Raw genomic sequence first — 22,874 nt, 5'->3', positions numbered from 1 at the left:
AAACTCCGCTCGACTTGCATGTATTAGGCATGCCGCCAGCGTTCGTCCTGAGCCAGGATCAAACTCTCCATTAAGGATTAAAAGGTTCTTCTCTGAAAGAGAAGATTTTTAATCAGGTGTTTGAATTGCTCATTTTGAAACTGACGAGAATTGCTTCTCTTAAAATGAATATCGATCCGACCGAAGTCGTCTCTCGTTCATGTGTTTTACTCACTCGTTGTTCAGTTTTCAAAGATCAATTTCTCTTTCGTCGTTCGCACTGCTTAACTGCGACAACTTTCTTAGTATATCATGCCCTGCCTAACTTTGCAACTCTTATTTTTTTTTCAAAATTTCGAGTTGTTGTTAACTCTTCTGAGTTAACATTGTTTTTCTTGGCCGGAATTAGAATATACCATCCCTTAAGTTATTATGCAAGCATTTTTTAAATTTTATCTTGTATATAGCTAATATATACTTAATAACTACTGATATATCAGTAATCTATAGTAACTCATACACATAATTACTCAATGTCGCCCTCATAATCGACAAGGCCCTATTAAGGTTTAAAAATTAACTTTGCTCTAAGATTATAATTTATAACCTCTAAACATTCTCCACTTTTATTAACTAGGCAACTAATTGAAGCATAAATCTTTTAATTTATATTTTTCAGGTTACTGAATGCTTAACCTTTTGGAGAGGTCTTATTTGCGCTTTGTCATATTCCCGATGTAACTCTTAAGCAACAATATAGCTAAATAATAAAAGTCCGAACCAGAGGGGTCCGGACTTTTTATTATTTACTCGTGTGTACGAGGACGCATATGCGGGAATAAAAGTACATCACGGATAGAGGCAGAATTGGTAAGTAGCATTATAAGTCGATCTACCCCAATTCCAAGTCCACCTGTAGGCGGCATACCATACTCCAATGCACGGATAAAGTCATCATCCATCTCATGTGCTTCATCATTACCCTGCTCTTTCTCTTGAAGCTGAGCTTCAAAGCGTTGACGCTGATCGATTGGATCATTCAGTTCACTAAAAGCATTGGCATGTTCGCGTGCCACAATGAAGAGCTCAAAGCGGTCAGTAAAGCGCGCATCGGTATCATTTCTCTTAGCCAAAGGAGAAATCTCCACTGGATGACCTGTAACAAAGGTTGGTTGAATGAGTGTCTCTTCCACAAAATGTTCAAAGAAGGCATTCAAGATATGACCAAATGTCATATGCGGCTCCACTGGAACTTTATGTTCTTTAGCCAAGCTATGCGCTTGCTCATTCGTTAAATCTGCACCAAAATCCACACCTGTTACTTCTTTTACTGCATCAACCATAGTTACACGACGCCACTGCGGACGAAGATCAACCTCATAGTCTTGGTAAGGTACAATCTGAGTGCCTAGCACCTCTTGCGCAATATGTGCAATTAAGTTCTCTGTAAGAGCCATGATATCCTTGTAGTCTGCATAGGCCTCATATAGTTCAATCATCGTAAACTCAGGGTTATGCCGTGTTGACATCCCTTCATTTCGGTATACACGTCCAATTTCATATACTTTCTCTAGACCGCCTACAATTAGACGCTTGAGATGCAGTTCAATAGCAATACGCATATAGAGTTCCATATCTAATGCATTATGATGTGTAATGAAAGGACGTGCCGCAGCACCACCTGCAATACTATGTAATGTAGGGGTCTCCACTTCTAAATAGCCTAAAGAATCTAAGTACCTACGCATGGACTGAATAATTCGGGAGCGTGCAATAAAGGTCTGTTGTACATCTGGGTTAATGATTAGGTCAACATAACGCTGACGATAACGCAGTTCTACATCTTTTAGGCCATGATATTTATCAGGTAGCGGATATAGGGATTTGCTAAGTACTTCGAGATCTTTGACTTTAATAGAGGTTTCCCCCGTCTTCGTCTTGAACACCTCGCCGCTAATTCCCACGATATCGCCAAGATCTAATAGATCGAACGCATCATATTTCACTTCGGGTACAGTATCTTTGCGGACATAGATTTGAATTTTACCACTTAGGTCTTGGATATGAGCAAAGCTAGCCTTACCCATCCCTCTCTTGCCCATAATACGCCCAGCAATTCTAACTACAACATTCTTCTCATCCAGTTCTTCCTTAGTCAGACCATCGTATTGTTGAAGAATATCCCCAGCATTATGCGTACGCTCATATTTCTGTCCAAAGGGATCAATTCCCATGCCACGTAGCTCGTCCAATTTATCGCGCCGAACTTGCAACAATTCGCTCACTTCAACTTCTTGATTTGTATTTTCTTCGCTCACTCGTCTTCAACTCCTCAGTAGACTTCATGCCGCTGTACGGCAAATCGCTGTATTACAGGGAAAGAAGCTTCCCTTAGGAAGCTTCTGAACCATGTCGGGCTTTTGTTATTTCTTAATTCCCAGAATTTTATATTGAATGACGCCTGCAGGGACGGCTACGTCCACAATTGTTCCTGTCTTTTTGCCTAATATAGCTCTTCCTACGGGACTCTCATTGGAAATACGGTTAAGAAGCGGATCTGCCTCTGCTGAACCTACAATTGCATATTCCATCGTATCTCCAAACTCTAGATCTTCTACGGTTACCGTAGCTCCGATACTAACTGAGTCCGTATCAATGTCGTCATTATTAATAATTCGAGCATTACGAAGCATTTTCTCCAAAGTAATGATACGACCTTCAATAAATGCCTGTTCATTCTTAGCATCTTCGTATTCAGCATTCTCACTAATATCTCCATAGCCAATAGCGATCTTAATTCGCTCCGCTACTTCGCGGCGTTTGACGGACTTCAAATTCTCCAATTCTTCCTCAAGTCTTCTCAGACCGTCCTGTGTTAGGATGACTTCTTTATCGCTCATTCAACCGTTCTCCTGTCATGGAAATAATTTTCGCAAATACACGCATCACCTGAGAATATCATATGCAATCTCATAGAGATGAGAACATCCCTACATGGTGGAAGTTATCTCCTGAGGCGAATTTATATTGTGAAATTATAGGGTAAGCACCGGTAAAAGTCAATCCGCCCAGAAGATGAATTGTAAACGGTTTATTATGAGGCGGATTCTACTGCTTCTTCTTTAAGTGTTTTTAACTCAGCTACATAATCTTCCAAAATTCGTGCCATTTCATTTCGTTTTGTCTCTTCCATAATCATGTCTTTGACGCGGGTTCCGTCTTTCATTCCTTTAAGGTACCATGATAGGTGTTTGCGCATTTCCCTAACCGCTACACTCTCACCCTTAATAGCAATTAAACGATCCATATGGAGTATTGCTATGCGAATCTTCTCTTCCGGTGTAGGTTCAGCTGCAAGCTTACCTGTCTTGAGATATTCGATAGTGCGGTAAAGCATCCACGGATTTCCGAGGGCGCCTCTTCCAATCATAACACCATCGCAGCCCGTCTCGTCCAGCATTCGGCGTGCATCCTCGGGTGTATTGACGTCTCCATTTCCGATGACAGGAATCGACACCGCTTCCTTCGCCATTTTGATATAACTCCAGTCTGCATGACCTGTATAGAGTTGTTCCCGCGTACGACCATGCACACTTATAGCCTTACCGCCTGCTTGTTCCACTGCTTTGGCATTGTCCACCACGAAAATGTGTTCTGCATCCCAACCAATACGCATCTTAACGGTCACAGGTTTGCTTACAGCATCTACCACAGCAGAGACCATTTCAAAAATTTTGTTAGGTTCGAGCAACCAACGCGCTCCGGCATCACACTTCGTAATCTTAGGCACTGGGCAACCCATATTGATATCTATAATATCAGCATTGGTCTCTTGATCCACTACCTTAGCAGCTTCTACAAGAGAAGCACGATCCCCGCCGAATATTTGCAGACTCAGTGGCTTTTCACGCTCGTCGACAAATAACATCTCTTTAGTCCGCTTATTGCCACTGATAATACCCTTGTCACTAACCATCTCTGCGCAGACTAGGCCTGTGCCAAACTCCTTGGCAATCAGACGAAATGCAGGATTACATACCCCCGCCATAGGCGCAAGCACGACTTGATTTTTCATTTCTATATCGCCGATCTTTAACATTCTTCATTTCACCCCTTTGGTATCAGACACCACTCACATTGGATACTAAGAAATTAAGCAAATCCTTCGATCGTGCTTATTCAGAACATTTATATATCATTCATTATTGCCTATTATGAGTTGTGACTTAATGTGAGTTCATCCATACTAATACCTAAACAATCTGCAATCTTCGTCATCACACCTTCTTCAGGGCGACGATTCCCCCGTTCGATAGCACCAAGCACAGCCAGGGATATGCCAGAGTGTTCTGCGAGCTGCTGTTGTGTGTATCCTTTTAATTTACGAAATGCTCGAATGCGTTGGGCCAACTGCAAGTCTTCCACAAGAAAATGCCTTCCTTTCCAATCCCTGTTTCTATAAGTTCTTTCACCAAGGGATATAGTCCCGTTGTATCCAAAGATGAGACGATATCGTGTAATGGTACGATAACAAAAGCTCGTTCCATCATTCGTGGATGGGGCAGGGTGAGAAATGGTGTATCTAAGCTCATACCATCTACCCATAGTAAATCTAAATCTACCGTACGTGGACCCCAACGGATATGACGCTCCCGCCCAAGATCAAGTTCAATTTGAAGCATAACCTTCAGAAGTTCTTCAGGAGAAAGATTTGTACTTACTGCAATAGCCATATTCACAAAATTGGGTTGATCCAGATAACCTACGGGTTCGGTCTCATATAAATTAGAACAACGTAAAACCGTCACACATGGATGGTCATTCAAACGTTCGATGGCCTCCAGCAACGTATGTTCACGGTCTCCCAAATTAGCCCCTAAAGCAATATAAGCCTCTGAATGTTCAGAGGTGGAATGTGCATTCATGATTATTTCTCACTTTCTTGATCTAATCAGTTCAATCGTAACCCCTTCGAAATGAACATCGAACGGTGGATTAGGCTTAGTAACTTTCACTGTTAATTCATCTATAACAGTATAAGTGTCTAGTAGAACAAGTGCAATATGCTCAGCCAAGGCCTCAATCAGCTTAAAAGTCTTCTTTTCCACAACTTGTTTGACGACTTCATGAACCTCTGCGTAGTTAACGGTAGCCTCTAAATCATCTTCTGTTCCGGCTTTATGAAGGTCTAGCTTCAATTCCAGACTGACGTAAAATTTCTGGCCTAATTTTCTCTCTTCCTCAAACACACCGTGGTAACCGTAATATTCCATGCGAGTTAGTACTATTTTATCCATTCGTATGTCGCCCCTCCCAATGATCACCATATACTATGGCGTCACATACATCTACAGTACGCTTCATCGCACTCACATCATGCACTCTTACGATTTGACAACCTTGGGCAATTCCAAGTGCAACTGTGGCTGCTGTACCCTCTACAACGTCATTCGCTGGTAGATCTAAAATGGTACGAATAAACTTTTTGCGAGAGGTAGCCAGCAACAAAGGATAGCCCAAAGCATTTATTCTATCTAACGCCTGCATAACCTTTAAGTTATCCGCATACTCTTTTGCAAATCCAATGCCTGGGTCTAAAATAATTCGTTCTGGCGCAACTCCCGCTACTAGAGCAAGATCGATACTTTCCTGCAAATCAAGTATTATGTCCTCCACGATATCGTTGTAGTCTCTGTCCTTTCGATTATGCATTAATACTATAGGACATCCATATTCAGCTGCAACCGAGGCCATTAGCGGGTCGAGCTTTGCTCCCCAAATATCATTAATCACGTGCGCTCCTGCTTCCAGTGCTTGGCGAGCGGTTTCTGCCTTGTAGGTATCTATAGAGAGGGGAATGTGCGGAGCAGCCTGATGAATCGCTTTTATTATAGGAATGACTCGGCTTAACTCCTCTTCTAATGATACAGGGGCATGTCCAGGTCTCGTTGACTCCCCCCCAATATCAATAAGGTCGGCACCTTCCTGATAAAGTTGTATAGCCCGTTCTACAGCGCGCTCGATATCATTAAATTGACCGCCATCAGAGAAAGAATCAGGAGTTACATTCAGAATGCCCATAATTAATGTTCGGCTTCCTAATTTTAAGGAGGTATTGCCAAAGTCGTATTGCCTATTATAAAAAGTAGGTTTCATTCCTGTTCCCTCGCCTTCTTCCGATAGAGTTCTATAAGTTCCTTAGTAATTGGACCACACGCACTCCCTGCCAAGGGAGTCACATTCGTACCGTCCGTTCCAATGAGCAAAGTTATGGGTACAATTTCCTGAATGGAATTGGTAATGAAAACCTCATCCGCCTGTAACAATTGCTCCCATTTATACCATCCCTGTTCTGTCTTCCACCCTTGGGATGCTGCTAGTTCTAGCACACATGCCCGTGTAATTCCTGGTAAAATTCCCGCTTCAATGGTTGGAGTATGCACAATGCCCTCGTGGATAAAAAACACATTACTTACGATTCCTTCGGCAATATAACTAGATTCCGTGAGCATAAGGCCCTCGGCAGGGGACTCACCTGGCAGCATAATGTTAATCAATTCTCGCTTAGCGATGATATTATTCATATAATGCAGCGATTTTAAACGCACAGATCCTTCCGGCGTATTGCGGCGCGTCTGTAAAAGGCGCAAGGCTTTCCCTTTTTCATAGAAGTGCGCAGCCATTGTAGGTAATGGTTTTATATAGATAATCTCTTGAGGGTGCAGATAATCACCGCTAGGTAGTCCTAAATCATCTATTCCAGCCGTTAAAGTATACCGTATATACCCGTCCTCAAGCTGATTTGCACGCAGCAAATCTTGGATATAGTGACGTAATTGATCCTCATCCGGCTCATAGACTATTCCCAGTGAAATACAGGCACTTCTCATTCTGTCTAGATGTCGACGAAGTAAAGAAGGCACACCTCCATATGTACGAAACGTCTCAAACAGCCCCACACCATATAAAAAGCCGTGATCCATAACGGAAATCGTCGCTTTTTCTGAACGCACTACTTTACCATTCAGACCTATACTGCTCAATTCTTCGCACCTACCTTATATGTACCGAAATTGAATATATCCACTTTAGCCAAAGCTTTGGTTACACTAAGCCTAAGTTAAAAAGGATTATAGTTAATAACCCTCAAAAGTGAATTTATATAAGCTACCTATGATTAGATTCCATAGTAACACGCTAGTCCATCCCATCCTATAGTAAAGGGTGAACTCTAAGAAAACTTTTTACATGGAAAAAGACCCCTGGGTCTCCACGAGGGAAACGGTCCGGGGTCTAGTATGTCATTCATCACAAGAAGCCTACGCTTCGAAATTATAAAGTGGTGTGCTTAGGTAACGTTCACCATTACTTGGAATTACTACAACAACCTTTTTGCCTTTGCCCAGTTCCTTGGCTACTTTAAGAGCAGCTAGTACTGCAGCTCCTGAGGATATCCCGGAGAGAATCCCTTCTTCCTTCGCCACTTTACGAGCCTGCTCAAACGCTTCTTCATTCTCAACATGAATAATTTCATCATAGATCTCACGATTTAGAATTTCAGGAATAAAGTTTGCACCTAAGCCTTGAATTTTGTGTGGCCCTGGCTTACCTCCAGCAAGTAGTGGTGATGCCGCGGGCTCAACAGCGTAAATTTTGATATCTGGATATTGTTTCTTCAGTACTTCTCCTGCTCCTGAGATGGTGCCGCCTGTACCAATACCCGCAATAAATGCATCCAAAGGGCCACCGATGGATTCAATTGCTTCTACAATTTCTGGTCCCGTAGTCTCGCGGTGAATTTTCACATTGGCTTGGTTCTTAAATTGATCAGCCAAGAAGTAGTCTGGATTCTCTGACAGAATCTCTTCGGCTTTCTTAACTGCACCGTTCATTCCTTCTGATCCTGGAGTAAGGACAAGCTCAGCACCATAAGCACGAAGCAAGTTACGACGCTCAATACTCATGGTCTCAGGCATAACAATCACGGATTTGTAGCCTTTAGCCGCTGCTACCAATGCAAGTCCAATCCCCGTGTTGCCACTTGTCGCTTCAATAATCGTGCCACCTGGCTTCAGATGACCAGCTTTCTCCGCTTCCTCTACAATACTAATTGCAATCCGATCCTTGACACTTGAACCTGGGTTTTGGTATTCAAGCTTTGCATAAATTTCGGCGCTATCTTCAGGGACAATACGTTGTAGACGTACAAGAGGGGTTCCACCAATAAGTTCTGTGACACTATTCACTACTCTAGCCATAATTAAATCCTCCCTAATATATAATTGCTATATCTTCTATAAAATGAGTTTCACTCTGGTTGTGTATAAAAACAAAAGTACGGCGTTATGCTCCATACCGGCTTTTATGATTCCCGACTAAATAACTAGGCTTTTATTACTATTATATTAACAACTCCTATAAGGGATTGTCAATCGTCCTAAATAAAAAATACTCTGCCCGTTCAGCTCATGCTGTCTTGGCAAAGTAGGGGGACTACACAACTTTAGTTCTTAGCTTGTTCTAGTAAGGTACGGATATCATCCTGATTGAATACATACGCATTTCGGCAGAAATCACAGACCACTTCGGTCTCTTCATCTTCCTCCATAAGTTGAGTAAGTTCGGTCTCACCTAGAGAGATTAATGTTTTCTCCACCCGTTCTCTGGAACAGCTGCAAGCAAACTTAATATCCATTTCATCTAATAATTTGAAATCAGGCAAAATACATTTGATCATCTCTTCAAGCTCCAGCCCCTGATCTAGCAAAGAAGTCACAGGGGGAAGCTGACCTACTGCTTGTTCGATTGCCGTAATCTCCTCATCTTCAAGACCCGGAAGGAGCTGTATAATAAATCCACCTGCTACAATGACAGATGCATCGCTCTCTACCCGAACTCCTAACCCTACAGCCGAAGGCGTCTGCTCCGATACTGCAAAATAATAAGTAAAATCTTCGCCTATTTCACCAGATACAATAGGGACACTTCCACGATATGGCTCTTTCATCCCTAGATCTTTGGTCACGTGAAGGAACCCCGATGTACCTACTGCACCAGCGACGTCCGGCTTGCCCATACTATTGTTGGGAAGATGAGCCTGTGGTTCGTTAACATACCCTCGGACCTCACCTAATGCATTAGCATCTACTAAGATCTGGCCTAACGGGCCATCTCCCTTAATCTGAATGGTAAGCTTCTCCTTACCTTTCATCATGGAGCCCATCATCGCTCCAGCAGTAAGCGTACGACCAAGAGCCGCTGTAGCTGTAGGATACATATCATGACGTCGGCGAAGTTCTTCTACTAGCCCTGTAGTTCTAACTGCAAAGGCGCGTACCTTTCCGTCTATAGCGGTTCCCCGAATCAGACGATCTTTTGTCTGGCTCATGCTGGCCTTCGCCTCCTTCTTTTTAGCCTTATGTTCTTGTGTTCTTTTGTTTTTGTATTCTTAAGTAAATTAATGAAATTACTTCGTTCAGCTTTAAGTCTGATTACGTTCATAAATTAACCGAAGTCCCTCCAAGGTAAGCATAGGGTTCACTTCTTCAATAGACGTGGTCTCACTAGCGATAAGCTCCGCTAATCCGCCCGTAGCAATAACCTTGGGCTCTGCCTTCATTTCCTTGCGAATTCGTCCTACAATTCCATCCACTTGACCCGCGTAGCCAAAAATAATGCCGGCCTGCATCGCATGAATTGTGTTTCTGCCAATGACTTTTTTTGGCTTCTCCAGCTCTATACGAGGTAACTTGGAGGCTCGCTGATACAAGGCTTCCGTTGCTATGCCAATTCCAGGCACAATGGCACCACCTAGGTAATTACCCTGATCATCTATACAATCAAACGTAGTGGCTGTACCAAAATCAACCACAACTAACGGTCCACCGTAGATTTCAACTGCAGCAACCGCATTTACTATCCGGTCTGCTCCTACCTCGCGAGGGTTCTCATAGCGAAGATTAAGACCTGTCTTAATCCCAGGACCCACGACTAACGGCAGCTTGCCAAGATAAGTCTGGCACATCTGTTCCAATACATTCATCAATGGAGGTACTACGGAAGAGACAATGACTCCTTCGATCTCTTTAACATTAATATGAGACATCTGAAATAAATTATGAATCAACACTCCATATTCATCTACCGTATAATGCCGATGCGTCCCAACACGGAAATGGTGGAGAAGCTCACGGTTCTTGTAGATCCCGAGTACGATATTCGTATTTCCCACGTCAACCACAAGGATCATGGCTCTCACCTCTCTTTCTTTGCATTCAAATCTAGACTGATATCTAAACTTTCAAATGAGTACGTTAATCTACCTACACTTATAACATCCACGCCACTTTGTGCGATACCTCGGATGGTCATCATATTTACATTGCCCGAAGCCTCTACAATAACATGAGGAGCTTCTTTTTTGATATGAGTAGCAGCTTCTTTCATAAGCTCATTCGTCATATTATCCAACATGATAATGTCCGCACCCGCCTGCAATGCTTCAGACACTTGGTGTAAGTTCTCAGTCTCCACCTCAATTTTCATGGTGTGGGGTATTTGTTGGCGAGCTCGGTTTACAGCCTGAAGAATACCGCCTGCTCCCTTAATATGATTGTCCTTAATCATTACAGCATCGTAAAGACCGAATCTGTGGTTAGAGCCACCACCTACACGAACAGCATATTTCTCTAACATCCGGTGACCCGGTGTAGTTTTGCGAGTATCGACAAGCCTTACAGGAAGACCGTCAATAACCTCGATAAATGAGCGAGTGCGTGTAGCTATTCCAGATAACCTTTGCAGTAAGTTAAGGGCAAGTCGTTCACCCGTCAAGATACTATGCGTACTGCCTTCTACCTCGATTAATATCGTTCCCTTTTCTACCCTCTGTCCATCCTCTACATGTGATATAAAAGTAAGCGATGGATCAACGATTTGGAAAACGATCTCAGCTACAGGTATACCCGCTATAATGCCGCTATCTTTCGCATGGATAATTCCTTTTGACTCATGACCAAAGGGAATTGTAACCGCAGTAGTAATATCTCCGGATCCTACGTCTTCTTTAAGCCAGCTCTGAATGGATTCAATTAAGCCCTCATTATATCCGTTAAACATCATCAATTCCGGCCTCCAACATTCCTTTTTCCCGGTGGAACACCAGATGTTTGTACCATGCATCATCATCACGATCTGGATAGTCTTCCCGATAGTGACCACCGCGGCTTTCCTTCCGCTGAATAGCTGCTTCTGTAACGAGTAGCGCGCACATCAACATATTGGCGAATTCGTATTCTTCTACCTGTTTTAATTCCATTTTAAAATAAGGCATATGTTCTTGTAATTCATGCAGTCCAGCTTGAAGAGAGTCATCATGACGGCGTACACCTACGTGGCGTACCATTGTTTTTTGGAGTCTAAGTCTCCGCTCAGTCGTCTCCTGTATACCAAATCCCACTCGATGTTCTTGACTCGCCATGCCTGCCCCTGAACGAGTAAGCGGACTGAGTTCCTTTAACTTCTTCACGATTCGAGCGCCGAATACAATGGCTTCAGAAAGAGAATTACTAGCGAGCCTATTTGCACCGTGGACTCCTGTAGAAGAAGCTTCTCCACATGCAAAAAGTCGCTGAACATGGGTCTCACCCCAAAGATTTGTCTCAATGCCGCCCATCATATAATGTGCAGCAGGCGCTACAGGAATCCAATCTGTTGTCATATCTAGTCCGTATTGAAGACAGGTCTTATATATGGTAGGAAAACGATGTTTTATTAAATCTGCTGATTCATGTGTAATATCCAAATAAACATGAGAAGATTTAGAGGTTTCCATTTCAGTAACAATGGCTCTAGCTACAATATCTCTTGGGGCTAATTCAAGTTGAGCATGATACTTCTCCATGAATCGATCCCCTTGAGCATTGCGAAGTATCGCACCTTCACCTCGGACTGCTTCCGAAATTAGAAAACGAGGAGCACCCGCATAATTCAACGCTGTTGGATGAAACTGCACAAATTCTAGATCGCGAATGTGTGCGCCTGCTCGGTAAGCTAGGGCTACACCATCTGCTGTAGCTACTTCTGGATTTGTCGTATATCGATAGAGCTGCCCTGCTCCTCCAGAACAAATTAACGTAGCCTCTGATCTTAGATATATACGTTCTCCATTTGGTTTCTGAATCAAAGCTCCTAGACACTCATCATCTTTTGTAATCAAATCGATAACATAGTGATGTTCCCATACCTCAATATTTTTAGATTCACTCACCCTTTGTGCTAATGCTCGAACAATCTCGTGCCCTGTCGCATCTCCATTGGCATGCAGAATCCTACGATGACTATGAGCCCCTTCTTGAGTAAGAGCGATTTGGCCACATTCTTGATCAAAAGATGTTCCCATTTGGATCAACTCTTGAACGCCTTGCGGCCCCTCTTGAACAAGCACCTCTACAGCTTTTTCTAGACAGAGACCCGCTCCTGCAATCAACGTATCTTCTAAATGAGACTGAGGGGAATCCTCTGCTGAAAATACAGCAGCAATTCCCCCTTGAGCATAACGTGTATTACTTTCCATCAGTCCGCTTTTCGTAACTAAGATTACATTTCGATCTTCACTAGCCTTCAGGGCAGTAAATAGACCAGCAATACCCGTGCCTATTATAAGAACGTCCGTATGAATAGTTAAAAGTTCATCTATATTAAAATCCACTAAATATTTAGGAAACATAACAATCACCTATCTTTAGGGCAAGAGAGTAGCGCATGCTACTTGACTTGTAACATGCGCTCTAGGGAAGATCTGGCTTTGTCTGCAATTACAGGAGGGACATATATTTGCGGACTCATTGTCTCAAGACATTTAACCAGCTTCTTCAAGTTATTAACTTTCATATTCGGACATACTAAGAACTTGGTTGCAAAAATAAATTCCTTGTCCGGACTGTCCAGACGCAGTTGATATCCGGTTCCGTCTTCTGTCCCTACAATGAACTGTTTGCTGGTAGAATTCTTGCAATATTCTAAAATAGCTGTAGTACTACCGATAAAGTCTCCCAACTCGACGACCTCGGGCCGACATTCTGGGTGAACTACAAATTCAGCCTCAGGATATTTCGCTTTCATCTCAACGACATCTTTGACTGTAAGCATATCGTGCGTATTGCAGTAGCCTTCCCAGATAATCATCTTCTTGTCTGTATGTTGTTGGACATAGTGTCCGAGATTTTTGTCTGGTACCCAAATAATCTCATCCGCATCTACAGAATTAATAACTCTTACAGCATTTGCTGAAGTACAGCATATATCCGTCTCTGCTTTGATCTCAGCAGAAGAGTTAATGTAGGTCACCACTTTTGCCTTAGGGTGTTCTGCCTTCACCTTACGAAGACCTTCTACATTGACCATATCCGCCATGGGGCAACCCGCTCGCTCATCAGGGATTAACACCGTTTTGTTAGGAGCTAGAATCTTAGCGCTTTCTCCCATAAAATGAACTCCACAGAATACAATAACTTCAGCATCCGTCTGGGCTGCCTTTTGTGCAAGCAAAAAAGAGTCTCCACGAAAATCAGCGACCTCTTGTATTTCATCTCTTTGATAATAATGAGCCAATATGATGGCATTACGTTCCTTCTTTAATTGTGTGAGCCTCTCCCGTAATTCACGGTTTTGCTCAGCTTTGCGCTCTAAAGCTAAAGCTTCCACCAGACGTCCTCCCCTAGTGCCTCACAGCTATTTTAAGGCTGCAGGCTGCAGCAATCCGGGTATCTCTTTATCCCCATACTTTGTGCATTGTTTAACAACTAATTTACACAACGTTACTTGCTCTGTCAATCTACTCTACTACGCAAAAAAGCCGGAAAACAAGTGTTTTCCGGCTTAAGAACTGAACCATGCCCGTTTGAGGCATTTCATATTTATTTATACGATTGGATTTCCACCATTACCGCCACGTCCGTCTTCGCCATCCTTCGGTGCGGGAGCAATAATGCCTCCGTCCGGTAGTTCGCGAACGGGTCCTTGCGGTGTATCTGTAGGTTGATCTCCACGGATATCATTGGAGGAACTGCCAGGTACATTATTAGGGATGTCGCCCGTAGGAGTACTTGGTTGAGATTCATCATCTTTGCCTTGAATTCTTACGCGTACATCACCAATATTATCAATAACAGGCGCACCTGATTCTCCATCATTAGATCCGCTATCCGTCTCTGTAGTCGCATCTGGAAGTTTACCCGTCTCAATTAAAGACTTGATTTGTTCAAGTTCCAGCGTCTCCACTTCTAATAACGTCTCTGCAATTAGATGAACTTCCTTCGCGTGCTCTGTAAGAAGCTGTTTACAACGTTCATAACTATCTGCGATGAAACGCTGCATTTCTTGATCAATTTCATAGGCAATGGCATCACTATAGTTCTGCTCATGACCAATATCACGACCTAAGAACACTTGACCTTGAGAGGAGCCGAATTGCATCGGTCCAAGCTTGTCACTCATACCGTACTCCATAATCATGCTACGTACAATGCTTGTAGCTTGTTGGAAGTCACTGTATGCACCTGTACCAATTTCGCCAATAAAGAGCTCTTCTGATACACGTCCACCTAAGAGACCCGTTACTTTATCCAGTAATTCCTGCTTAGTTACAAGCATACGGTCTTCGCGCGGCATCATAATTACATATCCGCCAGCACGGCCCCGAGGAATAATCGTAACTTTATGCACCATGTCAGCATGTTCTAAAAAATAACCAACAATTGTATGTCCTGCTTCGTGGAAAGCGACAATTCTCTTCTCGCGGTCACTAACTACGCGACTGCGTTTCTCCGTTCCTACGATGACACGGTCAATCGCTTCATCCACTTCTCGCATTGAAATATCTTTGCGGTTACGGCGGGCTGCAAGCAGTGCCGCTTCGTTCAGAAGGTTCTCAAGATCCGCGCCAGTAAATCCGGTAGTTCTCTTAGCAATAACATCCAGTCTAACATCTTTCGTCATCGGTTTGTTGCGAGCGTGTACTTTAAGCACAGCTTCACGACCTCTGACATCTGGACGATCCACCGTAATTTGGCGGTCAAAACGTCCTGGACGAAGCAAAGCAGGGTCTAAAATATCAGCACGGTTTGTTGCAGCCACAATGATAATTCCCTCGTTGCCACCAAAACCATCCATTTCAACAAGCAATTGATTCAGTGTTTGTTCACGCTCGTCGTGTCCACCGCCTAGACCGGCACCACGTTGACGACCTACTGCATCAATTTCATCGATAAAGATGATACAAGGTGAATTCTTCTTCGCGTTCTCGAACAAATCCCGTACACGCGATGCTCCGACCCCTACAAACATCTCTACGAAGTCAGAACCAGAGATACTGAAGAAAGGTACGCCCGCTTCACCCGCAACTGCACGAGCAAGCAACGTTTTACCGGTACCTGGAGGGCCTACAAGGAGAACCCCTTTAGGTATACGAGCTCCGACGGCCGAGAATTTACGAGGATCTTTAAGGAATTCAACTACTTCCACTAGTTCCTGTTTCTCTTCATCCGCACCAGCTACATCTTCGAATGTAATTTTCTTCTTCTCTTCGTTATATAAGCGAGCTCGGCTTTTGCCAAAGTTCATTACTTTGCCGCCGCCACCTTGCGCCTGATTGAATAGGAAGAAGAAGAGTATGAACATAATCGCAAGTGGAACGATGGAAGTAAGGAAGGTTAACCAAATGCTTTCACCCTGCATTTTTTTCCAAGTCAAACTGAAATTGTTGCTCTCGCTATAATCACGAAGCTCATTCACTGTGCTTGTATCAAAAGGAGCATAGGATTGGAATTTTTCCTTATTATCCACTTTTTTAATGTATTCACCAGTCACCAGATAGGCATACCCATCGAATTGGGCTGTAACTTCCTTAACATTGTTCGCCTTAAGCTGCTGGCGCAACTGAGCATATCCAGGGGTACCGGCCGCTTCACTGCTGTTAGTGAGGAATTGGACGATGCCCACCACGACTAAGAAAAGAATTAAATAAAAACCAGAATTCCGGATGAACCGATTCATCCCCTACCTCCTCTCAAAACACTTAAGTTATTTTACCACAGCCTGTCTGGCGTTCTCAACAAAGGCACAGATCAGGATATGTAGCACGGTTAAGGCGTACTCTTATTAGTTGGTGTAGATTTCAGGTTTCAGAACCCCTACATAAGGAAGATTGCGATACTTCTCCGCATAGTCTAGTCCGTACCCTACCACAAATTCATCAGGCAAAACAAACCCTGTTAAATCAGCTTCAAGATCTACAGTACGACGTGCGGGTTTGTCAAACAAAGTAACTACCGTTGTTGATTTTGCATTTCGACGCTGTAGTACATCAATGAGATAACTAAGCGTTAGGCCACTGTCGATGATATCCTCTACGATAAGTACATCTCGGCCTTCAACAGAGTTATCTAAATCCTTGATAATTTTTACTACGCCGGAAGATTTGGTGGAGGCTCCATAACTGGATACCGCCATGAAATCAAGCTCAAGCGGTACTGTTATTTCTTTAACCAAGTCCGCCATAAAAATAAAGGCCCCTTTGAGAATACAAATCACTAATGGGTTACGGCCTTCATAATCCTTACTAAGCCGCTGGCCTAATTCAGCAACTTTCTCCTGTATCTGTTCGCGGCTGATGAGTATTTCTTGAATGTCATTATGCAACTGCTTGAACCTCCTACGTTATACTATGAAAGCCTGACTATGGCGATAACCTGTCGCTTTCTAACTCCATAAAAACCATTGATGTCGTAGTTTCGCTTACTACCGCAAGTGCGGAGCGGCGAACCCCCGGAAGCCATAATATGCGGCCTGCTCCATCTGTAACCATGGGAATCTTCGTTCGGAGTGAAGGGGGTATTTTCTGATCAATGAAAATATCTTTTACCTTTTTGCTTCCGTTTAGTCCCATCACTTTCATGACGTCTCCGGGCAAGCGAGAACGCACGATCAGCGGATACACAAGCTCATCCGCATCAAACACTGCTTTGTCGTTACTTCTCCAATTCCAGACGTCTAGATCAGGCAAAACGCCGGATGCTGAGGCCGTAACGGATAACTGGCTTCTGGTTCCGGGAATAGGGTACCTTGCGGGAATTTCCTCCAATTGGTATGTATATTCCTGCTTAACTAAACCCATATAATCCGGGAGAACGTAGATGGTATCGTATTCACGAATACATCGCAGACCCCCACCAATATCAACAGTCCAAGTGGTAGATCGATCCTGTACAACTTGTTCACGGATACGCTCTATGGTTGTGTACTCCATATCTTCTTTACCTTGAGGCAGGTAATTTAATATTAGTTTAATCAACCTCCGTTGTAAAGCAACATGTAGCCCTGTATAATCCTTCACCGAAAAGACAATCCCTGCACCATGCTGACCCACAATTCGATCATAGACCACTTGGACCTCATGTTGCATGTAATCATCTTCTTCGCCTGCAACCTCTGCCAGACGATTAAGCGACTGAACCAGTTGAGCATTATATTGCCCCAAAAAAGGTAGCACATCCAAACGTACAGCATTCCGTGCGTATTTATTACTCAAATTACTACTATCTATTCTATAATCCAAGCCTGAATTACGGCATACCTCTAGTAAGTCCGTCTTGTATATACGGAGGAAGGGGCGGATAAGTTCCACTTTTTTTTGCTTTCGCTTGAGCTTCATGCCTGCCATGCCTGTAGGACTTGTTCCTCGAAGTATTCGAAACATCACTGTCTCAGCCTGATCATCTGCATGATGAGCAAGTGCAATCGAGTTAGCCTGATATTTAGAAGCTACATCATGAAGGAATTCATAGCGTTTCTCGCGTGCAGCTACCTGTAGCCCAAGACCCGCTTCTATCATATAACTTGTAACATCAGGTTCTCCAAGTTCAAAAGGAATCTGCAAATCGCTCGCAATCTGGCGAACAAAATCTGCCTCTTCTCGAGATTCTTTTCCCCTAAAACCATGGTTAATATGAGCACAAATTAGTTGAAATGACCCCTCAGCCTCTTGTGATAACGCATGTAGTACATGTAACAGGGCTATAGAATCTGGACCTCCTGACACTGCTACAACGATACAATCACCCCGTGACCATAATTGCGAGGCTCTCCCTACTTCCCGGGTTGTATTTAATAAATTAATAAAATTCATACTATTCACTATACATCCCTTCTATTCCTGTCCTTTATCTGACCTAAGTATGTAAATAGAAACCTAAAACCGAAAGGTCAGATATATAGCACAGACAAGAAGAAAAACTGACAGGGCAAACGCACCTTTTAGCCAGCCCGGGGTGCTTCGAACAGGCCGCCTTACTGAAGAACGAGATAGCAATAATCTCCAAGTTCGGCAAGCTTCTTCTGTATCGGAGAAACCTATGTTCAAGGCCCTCTTTAACCATTTAGCATAAGGACGAAGTCTAGGTGCTTGGTCAACGATCTGATTCAGATCTGCTAAGCTTCGCATCTGTGGTAGTTGAAGTGCCGCTTTCTTAAGCTCACTTTCGGCTAGCATATGGATGCATACTACGGAAAAGGAAAACCAATCGTACGAAGGTTCCGCAACTCGGGTGCCTGCATTCCAGAATCCTCTATCATACCATTCGGTGAATTGTTTAACACTTCTGCCTATGGGACTAACTCCACCATAATCGATAAGTTCGACCTCTCCATAAGAACTGACAAGGATATTATCAGGCTTCAGATCACCAAACACCCAGCCCGCCTTATGGAGCCTTACAAGTTGATCTAACAAATTCAGCCCTGCAAGATCAAGCCACTGCACTCCTCTACGATTTAAAAATGCACTGAGTGGTTCACCCTTCACGTATCTCATGACATAGAAAGGAATCTCTCTATCTTGTTGGGTGTAATCATCCACCTCCACTAGATAGGAGAGATCCCGCTCGCCTGCATCATGCTTGTGACGTTGCCGCTGCAACGCCTTCAATACATTAATCTCCGATTGCAGATCAAAGGTGTCAAAACCCATCTTGAGGGCATATTGCCTGCGGCTGCTTACCTGCTGAACTAGGTATACAACACCATTCGCTCCCTGACCGAGCTTTTTCTGAATTACATATTGCCTACCGTTCCAACGACCAATGACGAGCGTTCCCTCAGGAAAACTCGGTTTATACAACGTAGTCACCGAGCAATCCTTCTCTTTCATGGTTATCCTCCGGCCTAGTATGGTTTCCATTTCCATTAAGTGTACCATAACGCAAGAAATCAATCACCCTAACCATGGCGGGCCCTGTTGGCGTAGCTCCTCGCATATTCATACGTTGAAAGATTGTGCGAATATCCTGAATATTCGTTGACCAATCTACATCCATGACAACCTCTTCACCACCATGGCGGCCAGGAAAATGAAACACACATATGCGGCTCAGACCTTCTCTTGCACCTAAGCTAAGCATTAAATCCCGAATTGCTTCTTCTACAAATGCTAGCTTGGGCTTCATGCTTGCACTTGCATCAATTAGTAGAGCAACCTCTAGAGTTGAGGTCTCAGCCAGCTCTTCCATAACTTCAACAACTTCTGCTCGCTTATCCGGGGAAAGATTCTCCACACCCGAACTTCCTAAGATTTGTCTCAATTCCTTATTAACCGCTTGCTGAATCGTCTGAACCACCGTTTTGCGGGTCATCATCTGCATTGTTCTGCCTAAATTCTGTGTACCGGTGATTTGACTCATCCCTCCCCCAGCCTTGGCGATTTCCCGAATTTCTAGACTGCCCAACTCCCCAATCGTTCCATAGTCTACTACTCCGATCACATTCACTGTAATTCCTTCTTGCCTTGCATAGGATGCGGTCATCACAGGACTCTGTCCTACATTGGAGCATCCGTCCGTAATTAATAAAATTTGTTTCATCAATATCCCGCCTCTACCGAAAAGATTACACGCTCTATCTCTCTATCATTTCCCATTCCTTCAAGGTCCAAACCTGAGAGAATAACGAGCGCGTATCTATTCATTTGAGGATATACAAAAATAATAATGATGCTATATTAACTTACTGTACGGGGGCGCTCCAATCGGTTCATACCTGGGATATGCAGCGTAGACCACTGAGGACGGCGATGCTCCACTTTAGCCACAACTACCGTCATATCATCGATGATCTGATTACCTTGATATCTTATTACAGACTCCAATAGACAGTCAGCCATTGCCTGAGCATCGTCGCTTTCGGTCTCCTGAATAAGACGTTTAATCCATAGTTCCTTATTCACTGCATGGCCGGGAGCATCATACATACCATCTGTCATCATGATGAGTGTATCGCCGGGCTCCAACTGAAGCGTGACTAGATCTACCTCAATATCCTGGATAATCCCAATCGGCAAATTACTAGCGGTTACGGGTATGACCTCATGACCTCGTTTAATAAAGCTTGGAGATGAGCCTATCTTTAAAAAGGTTGTCCGTGCAGAATATTCATCAATTAAAGCCATATCAACTGTGGCATAGATCTCGTCAGGGGAACGTAGCATTAAAATAGAGTTGACCGATTTGATAGCTAACGTCTCATCCATACCGGATTGCAGCAGCTGCTCTAAAATGTTGAGTGCTGTACTACTCTCCAGTCGAGCTCGTTCTCCATTTCCCATTCCATCGCTTAGAGCTACGGCAAATGTGCCATTCCCGAGTTCTGCCGCACTAAAGCTATCACCTGATAAAAGATTTCCTCCTTTAGCTGTTCCAGCAGCTCCAGTTAAGATCTCATAAGTTTTAGCTGAACCAAACGTTACATTAGCGAGACCCTCTCGCCCTATAGGTCCAGTCTCTGTAGTAACAGCTATCTGCTCGTCTAGAATATCGGATAGAAGCGGCGCGATAATTTTCCGACACTCATCATATCCTCGTGTATAGGCATGAATAATCTCGATCTCTACATTGCCATGATCTAGACAGATGATATCCACGCTATGAATAGACAAGCCCATTTTCTCCAGAGCTTCTCGAATCTGTTCTTCTTGACGATACATAGCTTGTCCTTCTCTTTTTATTTCCTTAGCCAGATCTTCCATTACCTGCGACACGCCAGATAATTGTTCAGCCACAAGCTGTCTGCTATCGTATATTTGACGTTTCCAGTGCATATCATTTTGGTAGAGCTCATATTCCCGCTTCATAATGTGCATAACTTGCTCCGTCTTATTGCAAATCTTTCCCCACTTAGGTGGAAGCTGATCTTTGGTTACATCGGGATTCTCTTCAATTGTCGTCATCATATCCGTCATATATTTATAGGTCTGATAGAACTTACCGTCCCAGCACTGGTTTTTTCGAAAACAGGTGGCACACGCTCCTTCTGTAGCCGCATTCATGAAATGTTCCAGTTCTTCTCCTCTGCCTGCGATCTCACTGGAACCTGAGACCTGGCCAAAACTCCGAGATAATTGCTTGAATACATCTGAGAACTGCGTCACTCGCTCTGCAGTAATATCTCTTATCCTTTTTGCATATTCATGCTGGCTTTGAGTATGGTCTTTTGTTCCCGGAACATATTTGGCTACAAAGCCGATTATAGTTTTAGGCGTGAGCAAGAATAATACGACGGCAGCGCATGTCTCCCAAGTAGAATTCATGATATCCGAAGGACCTGTTAAATAGATGGACAAGATCGATGTGCCCAACAGCATGCCAAGACCTACCGCCCACTTTCTCCCATCCTTAAGCATTCCTGCAAGCATGCCACTAAAGGCCAACAGACTCATCTGGTAGATCGCAGTCATATCCGCAAGACTCAGTATCAAGCCTGTAATTACGCCTACAGAGGCACCTAACGGAGCGCCGCCTACCAAAGCAAATATTAGAATTAAGTATCTCGATAAAATATGTTCAAGAGAAAGATTGTGAATCTGCCACCCTACAGCTCCAGTCATGACAGAAGCTAATAGAATAATGAGACACAAAATTTCTTCATTACGGAGATTGTAGTTCTTCTTGCGGTAAGTAAAAATAGGTACAGCTTGCAAAAAAACAAGAGTTAGTACAAAACTGAGTACCGCATCTAGGACCGTCATGGTCATCCCATACCAGTTCAGCGAAGGTCCAAGTACCGCTGAAAATAAATTCACAAAAAATGCAGAAGTGAACACCATTAAAGGAGCGTAAGAGATCTCCGATTTCTCAAACGATTCTAACCCCTTTTGCATTAGGAAGACGATGACTAGTTCCCAAACAACAGAAAGAAAATGGTGATGCTGTGCGAAAAGGGCTCCTAATACAATGGAGGCGAATACGGGAAGCATCAAATCTCTGCGCATGAAGGTAATTACGGCAAAGTAGGCTACAGCAAATGGAGATAACTCATTTAGAATGGTTGCTTTACCCAATAAAAATCCCATTATGGTTAATAAGGCTGTCCATTTGTTCGTCGCAACAAAACGACTTGTCTGCATAACCCAAGATCTTTCTCTCCAATTCAGCCCCCTAGATTTCTTTGACGTATCCCCAGTTGTAGCTTTCTTCATACCCGGAAAAGCAATCACATTCCATTTCTCCATTGTCGCACCCCTATTCGTTTTGTTAAGGTATGTCCCATTATAGGAGCCTGTCTACGGAAAGTTTGTCATACCAAGGTAGATTGCTCTAAGAAATTTCCGACAAATTGAGAGACCCGGCAGAATAACACAGGTCTGTTAGCTACACGCCTAATTGGCTCTTTCCCGTATCTATGTTCGTATCTAAAACATAGGCACGTTTACTACGTTCGTATAGCGTTCTTAGCGATTTGCCCGAGACCTGCCGGAAAACTGCAGGAAGTTGTCGGTAAAAAAAACAGAGTCGTCCCTCGGCGACAAAAAAAACCGTAAGCCCTCAGGGCCTACGGTTTGTTGTCTATAT

At 43.5% G+C, this 22,874-nt stretch carries 20 protein-coding genes and 1 rRNA gene; all 21 read right to left on the bottom strand.

Annotation, left to right across the window (positions count from 1 at the left end; genetic code table 11):
- Positions 1-74, bottom strand: a 16S ribosomal RNA gene (locus tag J2Z69_RS18770); the annotation flags it as partial.
- Between the two features lie 711 nt (positions 75-785).
- Positions 786-2,297, bottom strand: a complete 1,512-nt coding sequence (gene lysS / locus J2Z69_RS18765) for a lysine--tRNA ligase (protein ID WP_209866289.1) — start codon at positions 2,295-2,297, stop codon at positions 786-788.
- Positions 2,298-2,402: 105 nt separating this feature from the next.
- Entirely contained in the window at positions 2,403-2,879 is a 477-nt protein-coding gene (gene greA, locus J2Z69_RS18760; protein ID WP_209866288.1) for a transcription elongation factor GreA, read from the bottom strand.
- A gap of 194 nt (positions 2,880-3,073) precedes the next feature.
- Positions 3,074-4,078, bottom strand: coding sequence for a tRNA dihydrouridine synthase DusB (dusB, locus tag J2Z69_RS18755; RefSeq protein WP_209866286.1), 1,005 nt, complete (start codon positions 4,076-4,078; stop codon positions 3,074-3,076).
- Between the two features lie 113 nt (positions 4,079-4,191).
- On the bottom strand, positions 4,192-4,404 hold the full coding sequence (locus J2Z69_RS18750) for a helix-turn-helix domain-containing protein (RefSeq protein ID WP_209866285.1): 213 nt from the start codon (positions 4,402-4,404) through the stop codon (positions 4,192-4,194).
- On the bottom strand, positions 4,356-4,904 hold the full coding sequence (gene folK, locus J2Z69_RS18745; protein WP_209866282.1) for a 2-amino-4-hydroxy-6-hydroxymethyldihydropteridine diphosphokinase: 549 nt from the start codon (positions 4,902-4,904) through the stop codon (positions 4,356-4,358). Before folK ends, J2Z69_RS18750 begins: the two co-directional genes overlap by 49 nt.
- A gap of 9 nt (positions 4,905-4,913) precedes the next feature.
- On the bottom strand, positions 4,914-5,276 hold the full coding sequence (gene folB, locus J2Z69_RS18740; protein WP_209866279.1) for a dihydroneopterin aldolase: 363 nt from the start codon (positions 5,274-5,276) through the stop codon (positions 4,914-4,916).
- Positions 5,269-6,135: a dihydropteroate synthase gene (gene folP, locus J2Z69_RS18735; RefSeq protein WP_209866275.1), complete on the bottom strand. Its 867-nt coding sequence runs from the start codon at positions 6,133-6,135 to the stop codon at positions 5,269-5,271. Before folP ends, folB begins: the two co-directional genes overlap by 8 nt.
- Positions 6,132-7,022: an aminotransferase class IV gene (locus tag J2Z69_RS18730; RefSeq protein WP_209866272.1), complete on the bottom strand. Its 891-nt coding sequence runs from the start codon at positions 7,020-7,022 to the stop codon at positions 6,132-6,134. The genes folP and J2Z69_RS18730 overlap by 4 nt, the downstream gene beginning before the upstream one ends.
- A gap of 276 nt (positions 7,023-7,298) precedes the next feature.
- The gene (gene cysK / locus J2Z69_RS18725; RefSeq protein ID WP_209866269.1) at positions 7,299-8,237 is read right to left on the bottom strand and encodes a cysteine synthase A; all 939 of its coding nucleotides are present in this window, start codon (positions 8,235-8,237) and stop codon (positions 7,299-7,301) included.
- A gap of 245 nt (positions 8,238-8,482) precedes the next feature.
- Positions 8,483-9,367, bottom strand: a complete 885-nt coding sequence (hslO, locus tag J2Z69_RS18720) for an Hsp33 family molecular chaperone HslO (protein WP_209866267.1) — start codon at positions 9,365-9,367, stop codon at positions 8,483-8,485.
- Positions 9,368-9,460: 93 nt separating this feature from the next.
- Positions 9,461-10,228 carry a type III pantothenate kinase gene (locus tag J2Z69_RS18715; RefSeq protein ID WP_209866264.1) on the bottom strand — a complete coding sequence of 256 codons (768 nt, stop codon included), beginning with the start codon at positions 10,226-10,228 and terminating at the stop codon, positions 9,461-9,463.
- 5 nt (positions 10,229-10,233) lie between these two features.
- Positions 10,234-11,100 carry a carboxylating nicotinate-nucleotide diphosphorylase gene (nadC, locus tag J2Z69_RS18710; protein WP_209866261.1) on the bottom strand — a complete coding sequence of 289 codons (867 nt, stop codon included), beginning with the start codon at positions 11,098-11,100 and terminating at the stop codon, positions 10,234-10,236.
- On the bottom strand, positions 11,090-12,706 hold the full coding sequence (nadB, locus tag J2Z69_RS18705; RefSeq protein ID WP_209866299.1) for an L-aspartate oxidase: 1,617 nt from the start codon (positions 12,704-12,706) through the stop codon (positions 11,090-11,092). Before nadB ends, nadC begins: the two co-directional genes overlap by 11 nt.
- 38 nt (positions 12,707-12,744) lie before the next feature.
- The gene (gene nadA / locus J2Z69_RS18700; RefSeq protein WP_209866258.1) at positions 12,745-13,683 is read right to left on the bottom strand and encodes a quinolinate synthase NadA; all 939 of its coding nucleotides are present in this window, start codon (positions 13,681-13,683) and stop codon (positions 12,745-12,747) included.
- A 216-nt stretch (positions 13,684-13,899) separates the two neighbouring features.
- Positions 13,900-16,032 (bottom strand): ATP-dependent zinc metalloprotease FtsH, encoded by a 2,133-nt coding sequence (ftsH, locus tag J2Z69_RS18695; protein ID WP_209866255.1) that lies wholly within the window; start codon positions 16,030-16,032, stop codon positions 13,900-13,902.
- A gap of 105 nt (positions 16,033-16,137) precedes the next feature.
- Positions 16,138-16,677, bottom strand: a complete 540-nt coding sequence (hpt, locus tag J2Z69_RS18690; protein ID WP_209866252.1) for a hypoxanthine phosphoribosyltransferase — start codon at positions 16,675-16,677, stop codon at positions 16,138-16,140.
- Positions 16,678-16,714: 37 nt separating this feature from the next.
- Positions 16,715-18,163, bottom strand: a complete 1,449-nt coding sequence (gene tilS, locus J2Z69_RS18685; RefSeq protein ID WP_209866296.1) for a tRNA lysidine(34) synthetase TilS — start codon at positions 18,161-18,163, stop codon at positions 16,715-16,717.
- 63 nt (positions 18,164-18,226) lie between these two features.
- On the bottom strand, positions 18,227-19,162 hold the full coding sequence (locus tag J2Z69_RS18680; protein WP_425355027.1) for a serine/threonine protein kinase: 936 nt from the start codon (positions 19,160-19,162) through the stop codon (positions 18,227-18,229).
- A complete protein-coding gene (locus J2Z69_RS18675) occupies positions 19,146-19,892 on the bottom strand; it encodes a vWA domain-containing protein (RefSeq protein ID WP_209866246.1) in 747 nt (248 codons plus the stop codon). Before J2Z69_RS18675 ends, J2Z69_RS18680 begins: the two co-directional genes overlap by 17 nt.
- A 137-nt stretch (positions 19,893-20,029) precedes the next feature.
- Positions 20,030-22,534 carry a stage II sporulation protein E gene (gene spoIIE, locus J2Z69_RS18670; protein WP_209866244.1) on the bottom strand — a complete coding sequence of 835 codons (2,505 nt, stop codon included), beginning with the start codon at positions 22,532-22,534 and terminating at the stop codon, positions 20,030-20,032.
- Positions 22,535-22,874 lie beyond the last annotated feature (340 nt).

Origin of the sequence: Paenibacillus shirakamiensis (genome assembly GCF_017874255.1) — a bacterium.
GTDB classification, from domain to species: domain Bacteria; phylum Bacillota; class Bacilli; order Paenibacillales; family Paenibacillaceae; genus Fontibacillus; species Fontibacillus shirakamiensis.
Note: the sequence above shows the minus strand (reverse complement) of the source record. Positions and strands in the feature narration are given on the sequence as shown.

Coding starts and splice junctions, on each gene's coding strand:
- folP (WP_209866275.1), bottom strand. CDS start 6,135: ATGAAACCTACTTTTTATAATAGGCAATACGACTTTGGCAATACCTCC.
- J2Z69_RS18675 (WP_209866246.1), bottom strand. CDS start 19,892: ATGAAACAAATTTTATTAATTACGGACGGATGCTCCAATGTAGGACAG.
- J2Z69_RS18715 (WP_209866264.1), bottom strand. CDS start 10,228: ATGATCCTTGTGGTTGACGTGGGAAATACGAATATCGTACTCGGGATC.
- dusB (WP_209866286.1), bottom strand. CDS start 4,078: ATGTTAAAGATCGGCGATATAGAAATGAAAAATCAAGTCGTGCTTGCG.
- spoIIE (WP_209866244.1), bottom strand. CDS start 22,534: ATGGAGAAATGGAATGTGATTGCTTTTCCGGGTATGAAGAAAGCTACA.
- nadC (WP_209866261.1), bottom strand. CDS start 11,100: ATGATGTTTAACGGATATAATGAGGGCTTAATTGAATCCATTCAGAGC.
- greA (WP_209866288.1), bottom strand. CDS start 2,879: ATGAGCGATAAAGAAGTCATCCTAACACAGGACGGTCTGAGAAGACTT.
- cysK (WP_209866269.1), bottom strand. CDS start 8,237: ATGGCTAGAGTAGTGAATAGTGTCACAGAACTTATTGGTGGAACCCCT.
- folK (WP_209866282.1), bottom strand. CDS start 4,904: ATGAATGCACATTCCACCTCTGAACATTCAGAGGCTTATATTGCTTTA.
- ftsH (WP_209866255.1), bottom strand. CDS start 16,032: ATGAATCGGTTCATCCGGAATTCTGGTTTTTATTTAATTCTTTTCTTA.
- tilS (WP_209866296.1), bottom strand. CDS start 18,163: ATGAATTTTATTAATTTATTAAATACAACCCGGGAAGTAGGGAGAGCC.
- hslO (WP_209866267.1), bottom strand. CDS start 9,367: ATGAGCCAGACAAAAGATCGTCTGATTCGGGGAACCGCTATAGACGGA.
- folB (WP_209866279.1), bottom strand. CDS start 5,276: ATGGATAAAATAGTACTAACTCGCATGGAATATTACGGTTACCACGGT.
- nadB (WP_209866299.1), bottom strand. CDS start 12,706: ATGTTTCCTAAATATTTAGTGGATTTTAATATAGATGAACTTTTAACT.